The following is a 19,444-nucleotide window of genomic DNA, read 5'->3' as shown; positions in this document are numbered from 1 at the left end:
GATAAACTCACCCACGCCGATGCACCGGTGTCCCGCCGCGTTGATCGCTGCGACACTTATTGACACAACGCGGACCTCAAATCGGTCGCGCGCTTACGTCGCGCTCAGCGAAACTGCAGCCAACAGGGTTGCCGAAGCGATCCGATGTCTCGCCCCGGACCTTGGCATCGTCGTCTTCCCTCCATGGGACTGCTTGCCTTTTGACCGGGTACCTCCGTCTAAGCAGTCAATGGGACGGCGAATGGACGCGCTACGGGTGTGGTCTCGGCCGTCGCCGGAGAAGAGGCTTCTGATTACCTCGCTTGATGCTCTTCTCCAACGAATTCCTCCCACAAGCATTATTCGAAATAGTTGGTCCGAACTCGCCGTAGGAAAGGCGTTCGATCAGCGGGCGTTCGCAAGCTTTGCCCGGTGCACCGGCTACATCGAAGAAGGGATCGTCGACGAGCCGGGCGAGGTGGCATACCGCGACGATGTCATCGACATTTTCCCTGCAGGCGCGTCTGTGCCAATGCGTATATTTTTGGCAGAAGACGGGACCGTCGCGGAACTGCGATCGTATGACCCGTCAACGCAGCGTACAACGAGCACTGTCGATGCGATGGAGTTTGGGCCAGCCTCGGAGGCGATTGTCTTGGAAGCGGACTTCAACGATGGCACCGTGCTGCCCGAGGCGTCGGAGTGCGGCCTGTTCAAATTATATGACGATATGCAGACTGTGTTCGATGTGATGGGCGACGTCGATCTGACCATGGAGAATGGTTCAGACGACCGGTTGAGCAACTATCTCGATATTATCGACGAAGCGCGACAGGCCCGACAGCATTTCGATGGCGACAATACGAACCGCTCCCACTCGCTGTATCTTACACAATCCGCCTGGTCTGCCGCCATTACCGGTTTTCGTGTAATTGACCTTTATCTGAACGATAGGAGACCGCTGCCTCGATTCTTCGAGAGCGCAAATCCGCGAGGCTCTTTCATCGATTTCGTGAAGAATGAAAAACAGTCGGGACGCACCGTCGTTCTCGCGGGAAAGGGACAGATCTTCGACGGTCTGGTCCGGCGTCTGGAGCGACAAATCGGAATAGAGGTTCAATCTGTCAGCGCATGGACCGAGGTCAAGGTCGCACCCCGCGGTGCGTTCCTGAAACTCGAAAGCGCCCTGGACAGCGGCTTCGCCACCGCCCGCCATGCCGTCATTACCGTCAAAGATGTGCTCGGTGAATCAGCAATAGCAGGCGACATCACAGTGCAACTTGCCGAACCAGATCTAATGCTTGACGATGTGGTGGTCCATGAAGATCACGGCATCGCTGTCCTGAAAGGCATGGAAATCATCTCTGTCGAAGGCGCCATGCGCGACGCCGCCCGGCTCGAATATCGAGATGAGGCATCGCTTCTTGTCCCGATGGAGGAGTTTGACAAGATTTGGCGTTACGGCTCAGAGCCTGAAGCGGTGACACTTGATCGCCTTCATACTGAAGCATGGGTCAAAAGGCGCGCCGTAATCGATAAAGACATCCGGCTAGCTGCCCGCCACCTGATGCGCATTGCCAAGGAGCGACGGGATGCTCCGGCTGAGACATTTGTTCCGCGACAGACAGAATTTTCGAAATTCGCTCGTCGCTTTCCCTATGCCGAGACGGCACACCAGGCAGCCGCAATCGAAGCGGTTCTCGCGGATCTGGCATCAGGTACCGTCATGAGCCGGCTGATCTGTGGCGATGTCGGCTTCGGCAAAACCGAGGTAGCGTTGAGGGCCGCAGCGGCAGTCGCGTTCGCCGGTGGTCAAGTCGCCATCGTCGTCCCGACCACCGTACTCGCGCGCCAGCATTTGTCGACGTTCGAGCGCCGATTTGCGGACACGGGGATCCGGGTGGCAATGCTGTCTCGTGTTGTCGAACGGAAAACGGCTAATGAGGTCAAGGCAGGGCTTGCCTGCGGTGAGATTGGCATCGTTATAGCGACCCAAGCGATCCTCGCAAAGGATATTCGCTTCGCGCATCTCGGACTGTTGATTGTCGACGAAGAGCATCGGTTTGGGACGCGCCAAAAGCAGGCCATGAAGGCGCTGGCGCCGCTATTGCACACACTCGTTATGTCGGCGACGCCTATTCCCCGAACCTTGCAGTCCGCGCTGATCGGCGTCCAGGATGTCAGTGTCCTCGCAACGGCGCCATCGAAGCGCCGACCGGTCAGGACGTCCCTCACTTCGGTTGATCGCGCCTCGATGCGGATTGCTCTGATGCGGGAATACCGCCGCGGCGGTCAGAGCTTCCTGGTTGTCCCGCAGATCGAGGACCTTGATCCCGTAGGGGAAATGCTGCGTGCGATCGTGCCGGAACTTTCACTCAGGGTCGCGCACGGCAAGATGCAGGGCGCCCTATTGGACGAAACGATGGTCAGTTTCGCCGATGGAGACGGCGACGTCCTCGTGTCCACTAACATCATAGAAACTGGTCTCGATGTTCCCCGCGCCAATACGATCTTCATCTGGCGCGCGGACAGGTTCGGCCTGGCGCAGCTGCACCAGCTGCGGGGCCGCGTGGGACGCGGAAGAGCTCAGGGTATGGCTTATCTTTTGACGCCCGAGGAGGGCATTTCCGAGGAAACGCGTTTGCGTCTTTTGACGATGGTTGAAAAGGATCGTCTCGGTGCGGGCCTCGCGATCAGTATGCAGGATCTCGATCTTCGAGGAGGAGGAGACATCATAGGTGACAATCAAGCCGGTCATATGAAGTCGGTCGGGGTCAGATTTTACCAGAAGCTCCTGGAGCGGGCGGTAACCAGTTTCAGCAAGAGGTCATCGCTGGCAGAAAATTCGGCCGTGCTCAATCTTGGCATCGCAGGGTCAATTCCGCCGGAATACATATCTGAAGGAGCGGTGCGGCTGAACCTCTACGCCAGATTGCTCCGGGCAACAACTGAAAGCGAGCTGGAAGATTTCGCCGGAGAGTTCGAAGATCGTTTTGGCGAACTTCCTGAGGAAGTCTCAATCCTCTTTCGCCTAGCAAGGCTGCGGATAGTCGCCCGGCGATTCGGCATCGGCAAGCTTGATGGTGGCCCCCTCGCGATGGCCATGAGCTTCACTACGAAACCGACCAAAAAGACGATCATCTCGTTGACGCAGTTTCAAAAGGGAACGCTGCGCGATGGCCGTTTGATCTTTGAGAAAGCGACGGACAATGGCATCGAAAGGATGGCATTTTTCGAGCAGGTGTTTGCGAAGACTTGAACCTAGGGCGGCCTTCGACAGGGTTATCACGCAGCGTTGGCCGCAAACCAAGTGGGGCTCGCTTTGGAATTTGCCAACATGACATTCGATGAATTGCCGGTATCTCAGCGAGGGGCTGTACGTGAGCGTTTTGCTTTCGTGTCCGTCGCCGCTTCTGGTGTTCCGTCACATCGCAAGCCGCCGCGAACGACCTCATCGAAAACGAGCAGATGAATGCGATAGGAATAGGCCCGTTTCGGCAGGATCGGTCGTTCGCGCGGGAGCAGATGAGCACGTGAATCCTCGGGTCTTTGCGACCTGGAAATTATCGTCCGCCGCTCACGGGCGATCAGGACTCATCCGGCTTTACGCGACCTCAGCTCTTTGGCGACCGACTTCTTCAACGCATCCATGATGCTGACGACATTGCTTTTTTCTCCTCGATTATTCTTGGTTGACTGGGAGGATTTGGCTTTGGTCGGCTTTTTAGCTTTCTTTTTGTCGGCGATCAGCTTTAGCAAGCTTTCCTGGATTGGATCCGACACCATATCCGGTGACCAGTCCTTCAGGCGCTTATTGATTTTCGTTTCGAGAGCCGACACGCCCTTTGGATCCGACTTTTTGTCGATACCCGTAAAATACTCGCTCTCAGGTCGGATCTCATCGCCAAACCGCAATGTCCAGACGACGATGCCCTCGCCCCGTGGTTCAAGGAGAACGGCATGCTCACGCCGGCCCAGCACGACGCGGGAAATTCCGACGACATCCTCGCCTTCCATGGCCTGGCGGATCACTGCGAAGGCTTCGTCACCGATCTTGTCGTTCGTCGTGAGGTAAAAGGGAGTGTCGAGGTAGACCCACTCGATGCTTCCGCGCGGCACGAACTTCTCGATGTCGATGGTCCGAACCGTCTCCAGCTCGACGGACTCAAGTTCCTCATCCGTCAAAATCACGTAATCGTTCTCGCCCCGCTCGTAGCCCTTGGCCTCTTGCTCGTCCGTTACGGCTTTACCAGTGACACTGTCTATATAATGGGAGACGACCCGGTTACCGGTATCCTTGTTGAGCGTGTGGAAGCGCACCTTTTCGGATTCAGAGGTGGCCGGGGTCAACGCGACGGGGCAGGTGACCAGCGAAAGCTTGAGATAGCCTTTCCAGTAGGGGCGACGTGATGCCATCGATCAGCTCGCTTTCCTGGCTGCGGTTTTCGAGCGCGTCCTCGTGGACTTGGAAGCGGCGGCCTTTTTTCCGGTGTTGGCATTGGCGGCCTTTGGCTCTTTCGCCGATGTTTTGTCGATGCCGGCACTCTCTCGCAATGCCTCGAGGAGGTCACTGGGTTTGGAAACCTTGACAGGCTTCGGCTTAGGAAGGGCCTTGCCTTTCGCTTTGGCTTCTACCAATGCCGCGAGTGCATCCTCGTAGCGATCATCGAACTCCCCCGGATCGAACTCGCCCTCTTTTGTCTTGATGATATGCTTGGCAAGGTCCAGCATCTCGGCTTCAACCTTGATCTTCGCCACATCTGCAAACGCTTCCTTTGATGACCGAACTTCGTAATCGAAGTTCAGAGTGGTGGCAATGATGCCATTGCCGTGTGCTCGGATGAGAACAGTCCGCATCCGCCTGAACAGGACGGTTCGGGCGATTGCAGTCGCACTTGTTCTTCGCAAGGCATCCCGAATGCTGGTGAAGGCGTCATGATCGGCATGATCGACCGGAACGAGGTAGTAAGGTTTATCGAAATAGACGTTGTCGATCTTTCCGCACGGGACGAACGCTTCGGCCTCAAGCATCTTGTCAGAATCAGGAATGACCGCCGCCACTTCCTCAGGATCGATCATGATGTAATCGCCGTTTCCTGTCTCGAAGCCCTTTACCTGTTGGTCCCGTTCCACCGGCTCCTCGGTCTCGCTATCGACAAATTCGCGCTTCAACCGATTTCCAGTTGTCTCGTTAATCATATGAAAGTTGATCCGCTCGGATGTAGACGCGGCGGTGTAGAGCCCAACCGCGCAACTCAGCTCACCAATCTTCAGGTGCCCTTTCCACTGCGCGCGATGTGCTGTCACCGTCGTCCCTCCACATTGTCGCGAAACTAACCAAATTGCGTGGAATTGGTTCCGCGGATAACGATCTGTCGCGACTGCTGGGAAAGCCTGCCGCCTATGCCTGAAACGTGACGCAGTCCGTGAACGGTTGACGAGCTGCACTTCAGCACCTCGCGCTGATCTGGGTCGAAGAGATTATGAAAACGTGATTTCGGGATGACACGAACATCGCCAAACCTGGCGATGCAAATTGTTGATCACCCATTTCATATGCCGCTTTCTTGGCTAATCGATTTGAGAGTGACGATCAAATTTCAACGCAACTGCGATCCGGTGACCAATAGCGATTCATGAGAGGTGACACCGAAGAAATTGCGCGCGGAATATCAAGGTGTGAGGGATCCGTTCGTCCTCAGATTGCGTAACAAGCAATACCTGGGATGGAGGGTTCTAACGGTGAGCGAGGTTGAAAACGCGGAAGCTGGGATGTTTACCTGGCCGCTGACTGACAACATAGTCTACGGCGATACTGCTATCGCCTTTTTATTCGGGTTGGACCCAGCTAAAACTTTATTGGGCGTAACCGCTCGACGTTATATTAGAAGGATTTTCGTGAGTGATCGCAGCATCGTAATTAACTTGTGGATGCAGGCGATTACGACTGGGCGTTCGTTTCACGTTGAATTTCGAGTGAGAGATGAGACGGGACATTATAGGCACGTCGCTTCATCAGGCCGCTGCTTCAGGAACGCCGACGGCGTTCCGGCACATTTCATCGGCATCGTCTATCCACTGGGCCATTGATCGATGCCTTCTCAATGACGAATCTCAAGCAATTCATATTGGTCGCTTCGTTGGTCTCTTTGCAATGGGAGCAAAAACACGACCGCTATTTCCCCTACGCCAATCAGGATCAGGCCGGGGTTTTACGATGTTCTAAACCGCCTTGCCATCGTTCGGTTCTTCATAGGGAAATTCAAATCATGTCATAACGATCGGCGCCGCGTCATGGCTGGCAAAACCGACACATTATGGCCGCATAGGGACTTGGCGTAGAAGGATGCCGCCCGACTAGGCATTGCCGCATCTGCATAGACGCGGTACATATGCGGTACGGCGGACATCGTGAGGACCACGTGCCGGGTCTTGCGAGGTGTGAGGTGTTTTTGTCAAACGTGGTACACTTCGCGTTTTTTGCTAGCTCTAAAAGATCAAAAAAAGTTCTTTTTCTCGAACCGTGGGTGATTGCCGCAATCGGGCAATTTGAACGTGAAATTGAGGCCCACTGTCGTCGAACACGGTTCAGGAGCCTCTGAGGTTCGCCTTAAGGAGAAACTATCACCCTCTATCAACGACTTGAATCACTGTTTTCGTGTCGATAGCAATATGCAGGTCCCTGATCATGCCGGCGGCGTCGAGTAAGGCCGACTTAATTTTCGCATCGCTGGCTTGGCCCGAATCGATGAGTGCAGCAGTTGTTTGTAGATCGACGACGGCGTCGGTGTTTCCTAGGTTCGGCGGTATGCCTGCGACCTTCCGCATGTCGCAGATCATAATGACGGCCTGGTCTATCAAATAGATTTTCTTATAGCGGCTCACCTGCTCAAGTTCATTTGCAGCTCGCACGAGGTCGATAAGAAAATCGTTGATTGCACTCATCTGCGCCTTCCAGCATGATCGTGACCCATCGCTTGCGTGATGATGCGCCAATTTCGGGTGCCTATTGCAGGACCCTGCAAAAGCGCACCGTTGAGCAGCGCTGGAGCTCGCCCACCCATCTTATATCCAAGCCGATGAAGTTCGGCGACACGTCCAGGTTCCAGCTTCGAATTTGCCAGCTTTATCTCCATTTCCGCATAGAAGCGTATTGGTGCGTAAAATACCGTTAACCGGCTCCCTGCAATACAGATGATCGCTGAGACGTGGGAACAACAGCGGCTGTGCGGCGACAGTTGCCAGCGTTGCCACGCCTGACAGCGCAATGCGTCGGAACTATCACACCTGTCGCCGTTGATGGGATAACTAACATCGCAGAATTTGACCTGCGTCGATAGCTCAGTACGGCACCGTACGCAAACGTGACCCGCATCAACGCTTAGATTTTACATCGGCTAGCCGCAAGGCGGCTATATTCATAGTCGGCGGACAAACCGGAATTACAGTTCTTCCTCACTTTTCCCACTAAGTTCCATGGGTTTCGGATGACTGTTCATCGAGTGGCTACTAAAGCCTGGAGTAGTCTTCAGAGACCGCCAAGTCGTTTTGTGCGCCGACTTTTGGGCTCTGGATTAAGTTTAGTCAAAGACGGTGTAGCGCACATCGAAAACACTTTCGCGCTGCGATATGGTCAATATTCTCATCGATCCTTCTTATTCGTTACCAGCCCAGTGCGTGCTCGATGCGTTCAACATGATGAACGTCGGTGGAAGTACCATTTTCAACAGCTGTGATCTCCGCCTCGGTGAGACCTGTCGCAATTGCGAGATCTTCAAGACTATAGCCCTTCGATGCGCGTGCGTCGCGAAGGCGCAAACCGATTTGGTCACCTGCGCGATCCGACGGAACGTCCATATCAATGCGATTCATATTGTGCTCCAGTGCAACGTGATGAGCGTTTCCGATACCTGCGAATTCCGCGGCCGGTTCATTTCGACGATGAGTTCGTAACTGCGAGCCTCAGCTTTCGGAGCCGCTCGCTTTTCTCGTTGCGGAGGCGCCGCTCTTCTGCCACGGCGTCCGCCGCAACCTTGTTGGTATGTTCGAAAGCCGCCGTGCGCTCTCGCACGGTCAGAGTTTTTCTGATCCTGCTTACCATGACAATCATCCATGAAGGTTTTTCATATATGGGAAGATTGCGACGCCCCCTCAATGGGGTGAGCGCCCTTGTCCAGTAGCGTACGGTCGGTCCAATTTGTCTCGCGCTGTTACCGCAGCCATTTCTTTCCTCGTCAGCTACACCCATCATGACGTGAAGCTATCGGAAGTGTCCGCAGCATCTGCGGCACTGCTTGTTCGCCGGCGAAGCAGTGCTTGCTCCCTAGAGGTCGATTTGCGCCGGTCGAATTCCGACACGCTCGGCATCGGTGCGTCTGGGCGCAGCCCATGCCATGGGCTTTGTTCTCGGGATGTGACATGGCGAACACGACTTGCGAGCGTAAACCAATCCGGCCTGTCCTAGGGGGTTTTGACAAGCGCGGTCCACCAATGGCTTCCATGCTTGCCAGCTCAGCTCAGGATGAGCAGGCTTCAGGTCAAGCTGGGCGTGAAGCAAGGACCCGCACGCGTTCTCGAGCGCGGGACCGCTGAATCCCTATGAAATCGCCTGCTCACTTGCGGGCTTTCCCACATGACAAGGGAGCATAATCAGCGGTCCGAAACCAAGGCGCCGCCAAGGGTGTCCCTCGCGTTCGACCGGAGGATGATCGCCCGTTTTCGGTACGCGTGCCCGAACTACTACTTGCTCCGGCACGTACATCTTGCTCGCTTTAACGTTGACGATAAAGCCTCGAAATTCCCGTTCGCGTCATACGAAACGAGGTCGTGGAGCACCAACCTTGAGGCGGGCGGAGAACGTGTCTGGACGGAATGGCACGCGACTGTGCTCGAGGAACTCTTGCAAACTTGGTCGCCGCGAACATCAACTGGCGACTAAATGAACGCTCGTGGCGCTGGTCGCCAAAGCCCTAAGAGCTGAATGATGCCACACCTGGATGTCAACCTGGAACGCCGGCGCCGGAATGGTGAGGAGCCTCTCATGTCGATCCGTGCGTGCGCACGTCTTATATTCACCCGATCCAATTCTGGCTCAGAGCCTTCATAGACGGACTCGACGCGGTGATCGAAGCAGCTCGACTTCAATGCCGGGGGCCAAGAAATTTTCGCAACAACGATGTGTTTCGCGAGTTTCGCCATAACGAAACCACAGGAGACTCATTATGGCAGATGACGCCACCGTTACTGTCCGCGCCGATTTCGAAACGCGGGAGGCTGCAGACCTTGCGGTTGAGCACCTTGTACAGCAAGTCGGCATTTCCAGACCTGACGTCTTTGTCCAATCCGCGGCGGCGGCCAACACATCTGGTTCGAAGGCCTCAGGCGGCGATGCTTCGCACGGAAATACTTCTCGCGTTGACGCGCCACTCGCTGGCAACATCGAGGTCTCGGTCGATATCGAGGTCAGTCAACATCCCAAAGTCAACCGAATTTTCGAAGATTTGGGCGCGTTGCGTGTATCGAGTTATTAGCCGATGAAATGCGCGGGAGCAGACGGTGCGGCACGCCGAATCCTGATCACCGGGGCGAGCGTTGCTGGCAACGCGCTCGCGTGGTGGCTCACAAAGCGGGGTTTCGATGTAACCGTCGTAGAGCGCCACCCGCAGTTCCGCGACGGAGGACAGAACGTCGACGTTCGTGGTGCCGGGCGTGAGGTCCTGAAAAAGATGGGTCTCGAGCGGACGGTAGCCGGCAGCGGCACGGGCGAGAAGGGCGTCCGGTTTGTCGACGCGGACGACAAGACAGTCGCGCAATTCGATCTCGACGGAGCCGGCGCGGAGGGGCCGACCGCCGAACTCGAAATCTTGCGTGGCGATCTGGCTCGGATCTTCTACGACGCCTGTGGGGAAAACGTGCAGTTCAGGTTTGACGATGCCATCGATACCGTGGTCGAGAGGGGTGACATTGCAGACGTGAAATTTAAGAGTGGCACTCATTCGCAATACGATCTTGTTGTCGTCGCAGAGGGCGTCGGCTCCACCACTCGCGAGCTTCTCTTTCCGGACGAAAACAAACCCCGATGGCTCGACGTGACGATGGGCTACTTCACGATCCCCAAGGGCGAGGGCGACGGCGATCTTTGCCGCATCTATACGGCCGGTAAGGGACGCAGCATCTGGCTCCGACCCGATAGCAAAGGCACCACGCGCGCAATCCTTGTCGTCCAGAAGGAGGCCGACGGTGACGAGCGATTAGCACCGTCAGAACAAAAGTCTTTCCTGCGGGAACGTTTTTCCGACGTTGATTGGGAAGCGGAACGGGTCCTTGAAGGACTGGAGACCGCCGAAGACCTGTATTTCGATGTTCTTCGTCAGGTGAAGATGGATCGGTGGTCAAAGGGTCATGTCGTCCTAACCGGCGACGCGGCTTGGTGCGCCACTCCGATCGCCGGTATTGGCACAACACTTGCAATCGTGGGTGCCTATGTCCTGGCCGGAGAACTCTCGCGCTCAACAGAGCTTTGCGAAGCGCTGCAGCGTTATGAAGAAGTCCTGCGTCCCTATGTCGAGAAAGGACAGAACGTGCCGAAGTTGGCGCCGAAAATGCTGCAGCCACAGACTATACTGGGCGTAGCGCTGCAACGGGCCGTACTGCGCATCGCCGATACGCCGGGTATCAAGCAAGTCGTCACCAAGCTGTTCGTATCCAGCGCCGACGGATTCGAGTTGCCCTCGTATGCACAGGTTACCTCTTAGTGCGGATGCAACGGATTACAACAAATTTTTTACAAATAAATCATTGGAACCTATAGGTTTTCTGAGTGTTTCCGATTTATCCAATAGGAGGTAACGCCAATGAAAAAACTCACACTTTTCACCGCCGGTCTGCTCGTCGTTGCCACTGGCGCATTTGCGCAGAGCGAGACGCCGAGCACCTCGCAGACGACGCCGGCTGTCAACACCGAGCAGAATGCCGGTGCTCCTATCGCTGGCAAGAACAGCTTCACCGAAGTGCAGGCCAAGTCCCGCATCGAAGGTGCAGGGTACACCGACGTGTCGGGTCTGGCGCTCGATGACCAGGGAGTATGGCGCGCCACGGCTACGAAGGACGGCAAGCCCGGTAAAGTCTCCCTGGATTTCCAGGGCAACATCACCCTTGCCAAGTAAAAACGATCACGGAGGAATATCCATGAAGACCACGATCACAGGACTTTACGATAGCTACGACGACGCCAAGGCGGCCGTGAAAGCACTCGAAGATGCCGGCGTCCCGTCGGACGATATCAGCATCGTCACCAACAAGGCGAACGGCGACGTCGATGCCGAAGGGCAGGGCAATCGGGCAGGTGAGGGTGCGGGTACCGGTGCCGGTATCGGCGCTGTCGCCGGCGGTGCCGGTGGCCTGCTGACCGGCCTCGGTATGCTGGCTATTCCTGGCGTCGGCCCGGTCGTTGCGGCGGGCTGGCTTGCGGCCACCGCCGCTGGTGCGGTCGCAGGTGCCGTCGCGGGCGGTGCCGTTGGCGGAATCGTCGGCGCCATGATCGAATCCGGCGTTCCGGAAGAAGACGCGAACTTCTACGCCGAGAGCATTCGTCGCGGCGGCTCCGTCGTCACTGCACGTGTGGAGGATGACCGCCGCGTATCGGCCGAAGCCATTCTCAACAGCTCGCCGCGGGTGAACGTCGCAGACCGTCGCGCGCGATATGCGGAACAGGGCTGGACGCGGTTTGACGAGACGGCGGATCCCTACACCAGCGATCAGATTGCCGCCGAGCGCGACCGCTACCGCGTCAATCGGCTGTAATTCGCTGAAACCCAAAGCATCGGAAAGCCTCGCAAGTTGCTTCTGCGGGGCTTTTTTGCTGCCCATAGCCGGCACCTTTCGGCGCAGTTTTTCCATATCGAGATGGCATCAAGACAGGTCGGTGCGAGCCTGCGCGCCAACTGATGATCCATGTCGAAACGACATGGCGCGAACGTATGATCTTTGATTGTCTTCAATCGAGCCGGTTCAGCTATATCGCGCGCCAAAAAGCACGCACGGAATGCGAAGCTCCCGACACGACTTGAATAGCGAACCCATCAAAACTTCACCTGGAGAGATCTGACGGCCGGCACGCTCTCGATCTGCCGTTCCAAGCGGAGGTTCCAAAAGAGGAAAGAGCTGAGTGGAAAGCGTGGCGTCATAACATCGACGCGATGGCAATTTGTGGTCCACAGACATGGCGCAGCTCGGCCACCCTACGATCTGCGCCATGAACCCGATGGTGTTTTCTAAATCCCGGCCTGCGACCAAAGGGCCGGTCGCTGACGATCAAGGCACACCGGATGGAACTTTGGATGTTCTTGGAGCTTTGGACAGGGTTACCCACACAGATTCATGTCGAACGGAGAAAAGCATGTCCTTGTCAGGAAAGAGAATCGCCATCCTCATCGCTCCCCGGGGAACGGAGGAACCCGAATTCGTTCAGCCGAAGCAGGCGGTCGAAAAGGCGGGCGCGGCGGTGGTCGTTGTCGGCCTCGAGGCTGGAGAAGCTCAGGCGGTCAATGGCGATCTTGATCCAGGCGGCAAGTATAAGGTCGACAAAAAGGTGTCCGAAGTCTCTGCAAGCGATTTCGACGGTTTGGTCATACCTGGTGGAACGGTCGGTGCGGACAAGCTCCGCGGCGACCGGAAAGTGGTGGCCTTGGTGAAGGAATTTTTTCAGCAGGCGAAGCCCGTCGGCGTCATTTGCCATGGCCCATGGCTTTTGGTCGAAGCCGGAGTGGTGAAGGGCCGTACGCTCACCTCATACCCGACCGTCGCTACCGACGTTCGAAACGCTGGTGGCACATGGGTGGACCAGGAAGTGGTGACAGACAAAGGGCTCGTGACGAGCCGAAACCCGAAAGACCTCCCGGCCTTCTGCGCGAAGATTGTTGAGGAGTTCGCTGAAGGTCGCCATCCGGCTCAGGCGCGCAACGCCTGACTGATCGTCGGCGAAACAGGAAGGGATCGATCCTATGACCGAATATCCAAAACCGCCTTTTGATACCCCAAAACAGACGATGCCTGGCAAGACCGACAAGATGAATCCCCGTCCCGACCACGGTGAGCAAAGCTACAAGGGGGCCGGACGCCTAACGGGCAAGAAGGCCGTTATCACCGGTGGTGACAGCGGCATCGGTCGGGCCATCGCAATCGCCTATGCCCGCGAAGGCGCAGACGTTCTCATATCCTATCTCGATGAACACGATGATGCTGAAGAGACCAGGTCCTGGATCGAAAAGGCGGGCCGCAAAGCCGTTCTGTTTCCTGGTAACATCCAAACAGCCGACCACTGCCGACAGATCATTGACACGGCAGTTTCGAAACTGGGTGGACTTGACATACTCGTCAACAACGCCGCCCACCAGGCAAGCTTCAGCGATATCGGCGAGATCTCGGACGAGGAATGGGAAATCACCTTCCAGACGAACATTCATGCGATGTTCTATCTGACGAAGGCGGCGGTGAAGCACATGAAGCCGGGGGCTTCGATCATCAACACGGCATCGATCAACGCCGACGCGCCTTCGCCGCATCTGCTCGCATACGCAACGACGAAGGGCGCGATACAGAATTTTACCGCAGGTCTCGCGCAGATGCTGGCGGAAAAGGAAATACGGGTGAATGCTGTCGCGCCCGGTCCGATCTGGACACCGCTCATTCCGTCGACCATGCCGGACGAGAACGTCAGGAACTTTGGAAAGCAGGTTCCGATGAAACGTCCCGGACAGCCGGCCGAGCTTGCAACCGCTTACGTGATGTTGGCCGACCCGCTTTCGAGCTACGTCTCGGGTGCGACGATCGCCGTCACCGGCGGCGAGCCAATTCTGTAACATGACGATCGACAAGGACAGAAAGCGAAGGCTAAATCCATGAAGGAAGGTCGCGCTCGCTTTCTGTCCATATCTGAAGCCACGGTCAGGTTTGCGGGAGGCAAAGTTGTTCTCGTGGCTGCAGTCGGGCTTGTCATCATCTGGTGCGCAGCAGGAATTATGGCGCGATTACCGATCGAATGGTTTTTTCTGACGAACATGTTTGGAACCGCCGGCGCCCTGTTCATGCTTCTGATCATGCAGCATTCGCAAAATCGTGACATGGCCGCGCTTCAAGTGAAAATCGATAACCTCATTCGCTCCAGTGACACCGGCAATCACATGATTGGGGTCGAGCGGATGGAAGCGAATGATATCGTACGACTGGCAGGAAACCGATCTGCGGGACTGGATGGCGGGCTCTAACTCGCCTTCTGATCCGCAACGTCCTCGATGCACTCGGCTTTCTCGGCGAGCTTTCGGCTCATTTCACGCAACTGCTGCTCGTCCAGCTTTTCGATGCCCACGAACTTATTTTGGGCCTGCGAAGTCAGGATCAACTCGTCAAGCTTGGCCTGAAGGGCCTTACCATCACGATTTTGCGAATTTTGCAGAACGAAGACCATCAGGAAGGTGACGATCGTGGTGCTCGTGTTGATGACCAGCTGCCAAGTCTCGCTGTATCCGAAGAATGGACCAGATACCGCCCACGCGACAACGAGAACCACGGCAATGACGAAAGTCGCTGGCTTGCCCGAAAGATCCGCTACTGACGTCGCAAATTTGGAAAAAAAGTTTGATGTATTCTTGCTCATGGTTCCTCACCTCGTCCGGCGACTGATAACGCAGCCATGACTTGGAGGGTTCCTGCAGAGCAGTGTTCGGTCCGCTAGTGTACGCTGATGGAGGTTGGAGCGTTGACCCGTGTCGACCACTTGCCGACGTAGGTGCCAATGAGCACCGTGGAAAGGTCGTCAAGCGTGCGGTAGCCGTCATTGTAGAATTCAATGGCCGCTAAACACAGGGCGTGAGATGCCGTTTCGTCCGGCTCCACATCGTAGTAACGATACCAAGCTTGAACGGCTTGTGAGAGCACGCGGATATTTGCGTCATGAGTTGGCATGCGGGATCCTCCTGCAGAGCACGTAGCGGACTGCCGAAGGAGATCAAGGCTGCCTCCAGAACGCGACCGCTCACCGAGTTTCCAAAGCGCGTCATGGCCTGGTATTCTGACATGGCTCTTTGCCGCATTCACGCATGGATAAGAACTCCACAGTCAGCGAATACTGCGGGATACCGTTAGGCGGGCTTGTATTGCCGTTTAGGAACAGCTGACGGCGTTGAGCGTTTAGCCTGCTCGGTCGAAATAAGCGCTGCGATGGCCGCACCTCATGACACAGTTCCGAACTGGGCACCGCGAGCGCAATCCAGCACTTGCACAAGGTGAATGAACAATGCCTCCAACGGGAAGGATAAAAGCTGTCAAAGGATCGAGACCGCGGTGCGTGCGCTTTGCGACACTGGCGGTGCGGCCCGTGAAAGATGGCAGGTGGAGGAAGCGGCCTGAAATCACCGCGGGAGACATGTGCCATTGAACAGCTATGTCGTCACGCTCTTCATCTTCGGGGCGATCGTCCTACTGACGACATGGCTTCCACTGGTCTTGAAGCGGATGCCGTTGTCTCTGCCGATCTGCTGCATCGCGATTGGAATGCTGCTTGCGTGGTCGCCTTTCACGCCGCTTCCTCGGTTCAATCCGCTCGAAAATACGAGATGGGCCGAGCACCTCACAGAATTCGTCGTCATCGTCGCCTTGATGGGGGCGGGCCTGAAGATCGATCGGCCGCTCGGGTGGACGAGATGGATAATTGCTTGGAGACTGCTGGGCATCGCCATGCCTCTCTCGATCGCTGCGATCGCCTTCCTCGGCTGGAGCTTCCTCGGCCTCGGTGCGGCATCCGCGCTTCTGCTTGGCGCCGCACTCGCACCAACTGATCCGGTGCTGGCGGCGGACGTGCAGGTCGGACCACCACAGAGCGGGGAAGAGGATGACATTCGCTTCGCGCTGACCTCGGAAGCAGGTCTGAACGATGGGCTTAGTTTTCCATTCGTCCTGGCGGCCATTGCCATGACAGGAGGCGCGGCTGGTGAAATGAACTGGGTCGGCCGTTGGCTGATCTTCGACGTCGTCTGGAAGCTGGCCGCCGGCGTCGGGATGGGCTGGCTTGTGGGGTGTGCACTCGGATACCTGACATTCAAGATCCCGGAAAGCGGGCGGATCGCCAGAACGGGCGACGGACTGGCAGCGCTTGGATTCACCTGCGTCGCTTACGCCCTCACCGAACTCGTTCACGGCTTTGGTTTTGTGGCGGTCTTTGTCACCGCCCTGACGCTTCGCAATGTCGAGCGCCGTAGTCGCTTTCACGGAGAGCTGCACGACTTTGGTGAGCAGATCGAGCGTATGCTGATGATGGTGCTTCTCGTCTGCTTCGGGTCGATCGTCGCAGAAGGGTATCTGCTTCAACATGTCGACTGGCGCGTTGCCGGCGTTGCCGCCATCACGCTCGGGATCGTAAGACCGCTGGCGGGATGGATCAGCCTTACCGGCTGTCGTCATCCTCGTACGGAGAAGCTAGTCGTGTCGGTATTCGGTATTCGCGGGCTGGGATCGATCTATTACCTCGCCTACGCATCCGGAAAGACGAAATTTGAGGGTATCGAAACCGTCTGGGCGACGGTGCTCACAATCATCCTGGCTTCCATCGTTCTCCATGGCATAGCGGTGACCCCCGTCATGCGCTGGATCGACCGTAGGCGCGGCGTCGAGAAAGTGAAGCCAATCGTGGCCGCGGCCAAGGACTGAATCGGTTTCAAGGGGTTCGCGGTCTGCGGCAAAGAGACGGACGGCGGTATGTGATGCGGCTAGAGCTGGTGCAGGAATTCTTCGCTGGTGAGCACGTCCACCTGCACAGAAAACCGGTCGGCGAGGAGGAGCAGGGTCGCGTCGTGCGTTTCGTCGGCTCCGCTGCACACAGCGTTGCTCAGGACCTTCACCCCGTAACCGAGATCGATCGCTCCGAGAACGGCTGCGAGAACGCAGACATCGGTCTCGCCCCCGGTCACCACCAGCGTTTGAATGCCCTCCTCTTGAAGTGTCCGATGCAGCCGTCCGTCTGTCCATGGCGAGTAAGTCATCTTGTCAAATGTTCGCGCTGGCGGCACAAACCGTGCTAACTCCGGAACGACGTCAACAAGCCGACGGTCGATCCGTTCAAGGGTCATTGCCCCCCACTTTCGATAGTAGTTCTTCCACATGCCCGTCGCCTTATCGGCAGCCGCCGGCGGCACGAACCGCGTAAAGATCGTCCTTTGCGGGTAGCAGGCGGCGACTTCCACCACTGCGGGGGATATGCTCGCCATCCACGGCACGTGCCAAGGCGTCTGTTCCGCGAACATCGACTGCATATCGATGCAAAGGTGGGCCCAATTGTTCAACATCGAGCTCAGACGGCCGAAGAAGGTGCGTCGCCGAAGGTCGAAACAACAGGACGTACCGTGCTTGTTTCAAAGACTACCGCGCCATCTCTCAAGCGCTCGCCTTGTGCTGGATCAAAATCGCCGAACGTTGCGAGTTGGACCATGATGGCCTTTGCGCGGTCGATGGCGGTGGCGTCATCGACCGCGGTCGCAGCTATTTTTACGGCAACGACCTCACCCCCTTCTCCCTGGAATTCCACGGCGACCATTCCATTGACCGCACGGTCGACTTCGATGTTCATGAGCTGCATGGGTGCCTCCTTGCTCTGCCCATCCAAAGCTGTTGGACGCCATAAGTTCCTGTCCGGTAGCGGACCGGAACAAAACGTATGTCGGCGCATTCGGTCTTCGGTCTCCTGGAACCGGTGGTGACGGCATTATCCGGCCATCAGGGCCAGCGGGCCGGCCAACCTTAGGAGGATATGATGGCAACCACTTCCCCGAAAACACTCGACGACCTATTTCTGGATACGCTCAAGGATATCTATTTCGCCGAGAAGCAGATCCTGAAGGCCCTTCCCAAGATGGCGCGCGCCGCTCAATCCGAAGAGGGCAAGGCAGGATTCCTTCAGCATCGCGACGAGACCCAGGGCCAGGTCGAACGCCTCGAACAGGTGTTTGAAGTTCTTGGCAAGGCAGCCCGCGGCAAGACCTGCGAGGCGATCCAGGGGATCATCGCCGAAGGCGAGGAGATCATGGAAGAGTTCAAGGACTCGCCAGCTCTCGACGCTGGCCTGATTTCTTCAGCGCAGGCGGTCGAGCACTACGAGATCGCCCGCTACGGCACGTTGATCGCTTGGGCGGGCCAGCTCGGCTTGAAGGACGCGGTTCCATTGCTGCAGGCCAACCTCGAGGAGGAAAAGGCAACCGACGCAAAGCTCACGGAGCTCGCGAAAGCTCAGGCAAATGCAAAGGGCAAAGGCTCGAAGGCCGCCTGACCGACGAAAGAGGACCAAATTCTGCGGCACGCACCGACAGGCACGTGCCGCTTCGTATTGGAAGGAGATAAGACAATGATGAGCGGACCATTGAAGGCCCTGTTAGGCGTGCTCGCCGTCGCTGGCTATCAGAACCGTGATAAGATCGGCGAGCTGCTTCGCCAGATCCAAAGCTCACAGCATGGCGGTGGATCCTCCGCTGAGGAAGGTGATCGCGGCCAGCAGAACGGCGGCTTGGGCGGCCTATTCGCCAGTTCGAGCGGCTTCGGCGATCTTCTGGGCGGGCTATCGACCGGCGGAATCCTGAGTGACGGTCTCGCGGACCTTCTCAAAACCTTCCAGCAAAACGGCCATTCGGATAAGGCCGAGTCCTGGGTGAAGACCGGGCCGAATACTGAGATCGATGGCAGCCAGCTTTCCGAGGCCCTCGGTCCAGGGATTCTGAATGAACTCGCCTCGAAGACGGGATTGTCGCAACAGGAGATCGTAGACCGTCTCAGTCGCGATCTCCCGAAGGCGGTCGATGACCTCACTCCCGACGGTCGGGTCCCCGAGGCGGAGGACGGAGTTGCCAATTCCGCTGGCGGGACATCGAGGGCAGGTCAGACATCGACGGCGTGATGCCATGCCCGATCGGATGGATATCTCGAAACCGAGGTGTAGGCCCACACTTCCGGAAGGCGTCGGAGATCAACGCGCCTTTCAGCGCGCTTTCTGGGCCGTGCAACGGGTGGCGTGGCTCGTCTTCGCGTTGATCCTGCTCGCCTGTCTGCTGGGGTTGCTAGGTCGAGGCGGTATCTTCTCGATGAAAGCGGTGGCGTCATCCGGCGGAGACATCGAAATCCCGGCTATCTCACGTTGGAATGCTCCAGATGAAATGCGGGTGACGCTCGGCGCATCTGTCGTGGATCAGACTGTGTACGTCGATTCGAGGTTCCTGGAGACCTTCTCCGTGGACGGCATCGATCCCCCTCAGAAGACGACAGTCCAAAAGAACGGGCGCATAGGTTACGTTTTCAGGTCCGATGAGACGGCTTCGGCGAAAATCATTTTCCGGCTCAAGACGCAGCAGCCGGGTGTAAGAGCGTTCCTCGTCGGGATTGACAACGATGTCGCCGAACACTCAACCATAATATTGCCTTAGGAGTGACA

General features: G+C 57.0%; 21 protein-coding genes. 13 read left to right on the top strand and 8 right to left on the bottom strand.

Translation table 11 applies throughout. The annotated features are described in order from the left end of the window. The first annotated feature begins 241 nt into the window (after nt 1-241). On the top strand, nt 242-3,238 hold the full coding sequence (locus HGP17_RS09375; protein WP_246704005.1) for a DEAD/DEAH box helicase: 2,997 nt from the start codon (nt 242-244) through the stop codon (nt 3,236-3,238). Between the two features lie 335 nt (nt 3,239-3,573). On the opposite strand, the gene HGP17_RS09370 is transcribed toward HGP17_RS09375, so the two are convergent. Both HGP17_RS09370 and HGP17_RS09365 read right to left on the bottom strand, forming a co-directional pair. Then, the gene (locus HGP17_RS09370; protein ID WP_168808257.1) at nt 3,574-4,395 is read right to left on the bottom strand and encodes a Ku protein; all 822 of its coding nucleotides are present in this window, start codon (nt 4,393-4,395) and stop codon (nt 3,574-3,576) included. Between the two features lie 3 nt (nt 4,396-4,398). After that, nucleotides 4,399-5,286: a Ku protein gene (locus tag HGP17_RS09365; protein ID WP_168808256.1), complete on the bottom strand. Its 888-nt coding sequence runs from the start codon at nt 5,284-5,286 to the stop codon at nt 4,399-4,401. A 435-nt stretch (nt 5,287-5,721) separates the two neighbouring features. On the opposite strand from HGP17_RS09365, the gene HGP17_RS09360 reads away from it, so the two are divergent. Further along, the gene (locus HGP17_RS09360; RefSeq protein ID WP_168808253.1) at nt 5,722-6,069 is read left to right on the top strand and encodes a PAS domain-containing protein; all 348 of its coding nucleotides are present in this window, start codon (nt 5,722-5,724) and stop codon (nt 6,067-6,069) included. A 534-nt stretch (nt 6,070-6,603) separates the two neighbouring features. Here HGP17_RS09360 and HGP17_RS09355 read toward each other — a convergent pair. Together HGP17_RS09355 and HGP17_RS09350 are read right to left on the bottom strand one after the other, a co-directional pair. Beyond that, nucleotides 6,604-6,924 (bottom strand): hypothetical protein, encoded by a 321-nt coding sequence (locus tag HGP17_RS09355; RefSeq protein ID WP_168808251.1) that lies wholly within the window; start codon nt 6,922-6,924, stop codon nt 6,604-6,606. Between the two features lie 717 nt (nt 6,925-7,641). Beyond that, nucleotides 7,642-7,836, bottom strand: a complete 195-nt coding sequence (locus HGP17_RS09350; protein ID WP_168809074.1) for a helix-turn-helix transcriptional regulator — start codon at nt 7,834-7,836, stop codon at nt 7,642-7,644. 1,364 nt (nt 7,837-9,200) lie between these two features. Between HGP17_RS09350 and HGP17_RS09345 the strand changes: the two genes are divergently transcribed. The 7 genes from HGP17_RS09345 (at nt 9,201) to HGP17_RS09315 (ending at nt 14,243) form a co-directional block, all read left to right on the top strand. Beyond that, nucleotides 9,201-9,509 carry a hypothetical protein gene (locus HGP17_RS09345; RefSeq protein WP_168808249.1) on the top strand — a complete coding sequence of 103 codons (309 nt, stop codon included), beginning with the start codon at nt 9,201-9,203 and terminating at the stop codon, nt 9,507-9,509. Between the two features lie 3 nt (nt 9,510-9,512). Then, a complete protein-coding gene (locus tag HGP17_RS09340; RefSeq protein ID WP_168808247.1) occupies nt 9,513-10,733 on the top strand; it encodes an FAD-dependent monooxygenase in 1,221 nt (406 codons plus the stop codon). 99 nt (nt 10,734-10,832) lie between these two features. Beyond that, a complete protein-coding gene (locus HGP17_RS09335; RefSeq protein ID WP_168808245.1) occupies nt 10,833-11,144 on the top strand; it encodes a PepSY domain-containing protein in 312 nt (103 codons plus the stop codon). A gap of 22 nt (nt 11,145-11,166) precedes the next feature. After that, entirely contained in the window at nt 11,167-11,781 is a 615-nt protein-coding gene (locus HGP17_RS09330; RefSeq protein WP_168808243.1) for a general stress protein, read from the top strand. Nucleotides 11,782-12,376: 595 nt separating this feature from the next. After that, complete coding sequence (locus HGP17_RS09325) at nt 12,377-12,946, top strand: type 1 glutamine amidotransferase domain-containing protein (protein ID WP_168809072.1); 570 nt, start codon at nt 12,377-12,379, stop codon at nt 12,944-12,946. A gap of 34 nt (nt 12,947-12,980) precedes the next feature. After that, a complete protein-coding gene (locus tag HGP17_RS09320; RefSeq protein ID WP_168808241.1) occupies nt 12,981-13,838 on the top strand; it encodes an SDR family oxidoreductase in 858 nt (285 codons plus the stop codon). A 39-nt stretch (nt 13,839-13,877) separates the two neighbouring features. Next, nucleotides 13,878-14,243 (top strand): low affinity iron permease family protein, encoded by a 366-nt coding sequence (locus tag HGP17_RS09315; protein WP_168808239.1) that lies wholly within the window; start codon nt 13,878-13,880, stop codon nt 14,241-14,243. On the opposite strand, the gene HGP17_RS09310 is transcribed toward HGP17_RS09315, so the two are convergent. Together HGP17_RS09310 and HGP17_RS09305 are read right to left on the bottom strand one after the other, a co-directional pair. Further along, entirely contained in the window at nt 14,240-14,632 is a 393-nt protein-coding gene (locus HGP17_RS09310; protein ID WP_168808237.1) for a low affinity iron permease family protein, read from the bottom strand. The genes HGP17_RS09315 and HGP17_RS09310 overlap by 4 nt on opposite strands. A 74-nt stretch (nt 14,633-14,706) precedes the next feature. Further along, nucleotides 14,707-14,940: a hypothetical protein gene (locus HGP17_RS09305; protein ID WP_168808235.1), complete on the bottom strand. Its 234-nt coding sequence runs from the start codon at nt 14,938-14,940 to the stop codon at nt 14,707-14,709. A gap of 468 nt (nt 14,941-15,408) precedes the next feature. Between HGP17_RS09305 and HGP17_RS09300 the strand changes: the two genes are divergently transcribed. After that, the gene (locus HGP17_RS09300) at nt 15,409-16,680 is read left to right on the top strand and encodes a cation:proton antiporter (protein WP_168808233.1); all 1,272 of its coding nucleotides are present in this window, start codon (nt 15,409-15,411) and stop codon (nt 16,678-16,680) included. Between the two features lie 59 nt (nt 16,681-16,739). Here the strand turns inward: HGP17_RS09300 and HGP17_RS09295 are convergent, their stop codons facing one another. Next, nucleotides 16,740-17,315 carry a cysteine hydrolase gene (locus tag HGP17_RS09295; protein ID WP_168808231.1) on the bottom strand — a complete coding sequence of 192 codons (576 nt, stop codon included), beginning with the start codon at nt 17,313-17,315 and terminating at the stop codon, nt 16,740-16,742. A gap of 5 nt (nt 17,316-17,320) precedes the next feature. Further along, entirely contained in the window at nt 17,321-17,596 is a 276-nt protein-coding gene (locus tag HGP17_RS09290) for a hypothetical protein (RefSeq protein ID WP_168808229.1), read from the bottom strand. Nucleotides 17,597-17,779: 183 nt separating this feature from the next. On the opposite strand from HGP17_RS09290, the gene HGP17_RS09285 reads away from it, so the two are divergent. The 3 genes from HGP17_RS09285 to HGP17_RS09275 all read left to right on the top strand — a co-directional run bounded on the left by HGP17_RS09285 (nt 17,780) and on the right by HGP17_RS09275 (nt 19,436). Next, on the top strand, nt 17,780-18,292 hold the full coding sequence (locus tag HGP17_RS09285) for a ferritin-like domain-containing protein (protein WP_168808227.1): 513 nt from the start codon (nt 17,780-17,782) through the stop codon (nt 18,290-18,292). A 75-nt stretch (nt 18,293-18,367) separates the two neighbouring features. Further along, the gene (locus tag HGP17_RS09280; protein ID WP_168808225.1) at nt 18,368-18,913 is read left to right on the top strand and encodes a YidB family protein; all 546 of its coding nucleotides are present in this window, start codon (nt 18,368-18,370) and stop codon (nt 18,911-18,913) included. 4 nt (nt 18,914-18,917) lie between these two features. After that, the gene (locus HGP17_RS09275) at nt 18,918-19,436 is read left to right on the top strand and encodes a hypothetical protein (protein WP_168808223.1); all 519 of its coding nucleotides are present in this window, start codon (nt 18,918-18,920) and stop codon (nt 19,434-19,436) included. Nucleotides 19,437-19,444: the final 8 nt, after the last annotated feature.

The organism is Rhizobium sp. P38BS-XIX, from assembly GCF_012641435.1.
Taxonomy (GTDB): domain Bacteria; phylum Pseudomonadota; class Alphaproteobacteria; order Rhizobiales; family Rhizobiaceae; genus Rhizobium.
Note: the sequence above shows the minus strand (reverse complement) of the source record. Positions and strands in the feature narration are given on the sequence as shown.

Coding starts and splice junctions, on each gene's coding strand:
- HGP17_RS09375 (WP_246704005.1), top strand. CDS start 242: ATGGACGCGCTACGGGTGTGGTCTCGGCCGTCGCCGGAGAAGAGGCTT.
- HGP17_RS09370 (WP_168808257.1), bottom strand. CDS start 4,395: ATGGCATCACGTCGCCCCTACTGGAAAGGCTATCTCAAGCTTTCGCTG.
- HGP17_RS09355 (WP_168808251.1), bottom strand. CDS start 6,924: ATGAGTGCAATCAACGATTTTCTTATCGACCTCGTGCGAGCTGCAAAT.
- HGP17_RS09350 (WP_168809074.1), bottom strand. CDS start 7,836: ATGGACGTTCCGTCGGATCGCGCAGGTGACCAAATCGGTTTGCGCCTT.
- HGP17_RS09345 (WP_168808249.1), top strand. CDS start 9,201: ATGGCAGATGACGCCACCGTTACTGTCCGCGCCGATTTCGAAACGCGG.
- HGP17_RS09340 (WP_168808247.1), top strand. CDS start 9,513: ATGAAATGCGCGGGAGCAGACGGTGCGGCACGCCGAATCCTGATCACC.
- HGP17_RS09335 (WP_168808245.1), top strand. CDS start 10,833: ATGAAAAAACTCACACTTTTCACCGCCGGTCTGCTCGTCGTTGCCACT.
- HGP17_RS09330 (WP_168808243.1), top strand. CDS start 11,167: ATGAAGACCACGATCACAGGACTTTACGATAGCTACGACGACGCCAAG.
- HGP17_RS09325 (WP_168809072.1), top strand. CDS start 12,377: ATGTCCTTGTCAGGAAAGAGAATCGCCATCCTCATCGCTCCCCGGGGA.
- HGP17_RS09320 (WP_168808241.1), top strand. CDS start 12,981: ATGACCGAATATCCAAAACCGCCTTTTGATACCCCAAAACAGACGATG.
- HGP17_RS09315 (WP_168808239.1), top strand. CDS start 13,878: ATGAAGGAAGGTCGCGCTCGCTTTCTGTCCATATCTGAAGCCACGGTC.
- HGP17_RS09310 (WP_168808237.1), bottom strand. CDS start 14,632: ATGAGCAAGAATACATCAAACTTTTTTTCCAAATTTGCGACGTCAGTA.
- HGP17_RS09305 (WP_168808235.1), bottom strand. CDS start 14,940: ATGCCAACTCATGACGCAAATATCCGCGTGCTCTCACAAGCCGTTCAA.
- HGP17_RS09295 (WP_168808231.1), bottom strand. CDS start 17,315: ATGTTGAACAATTGGGCCCACCTTTGCATCGATATGCAGTCGATGTTC.
- HGP17_RS09290 (WP_168808229.1), bottom strand. CDS start 17,596: ATGAACATCGAAGTCGACCGTGCGGTCAATGGAATGGTCGCCGTGGAA.
- HGP17_RS09285 (WP_168808227.1), top strand. CDS start 17,780: ATGGCAACCACTTCCCCGAAAACACTCGACGACCTATTTCTGGATACG.
- HGP17_RS09280 (WP_168808225.1), top strand. CDS start 18,368: ATGATGAGCGGACCATTGAAGGCCCTGTTAGGCGTGCTCGCCGTCGCT.
- HGP17_RS09275 (WP_168808223.1), top strand. CDS start 18,918: ATGCCCGATCGGATGGATATCTCGAAACCGAGGTGTAGGCCCACACTT.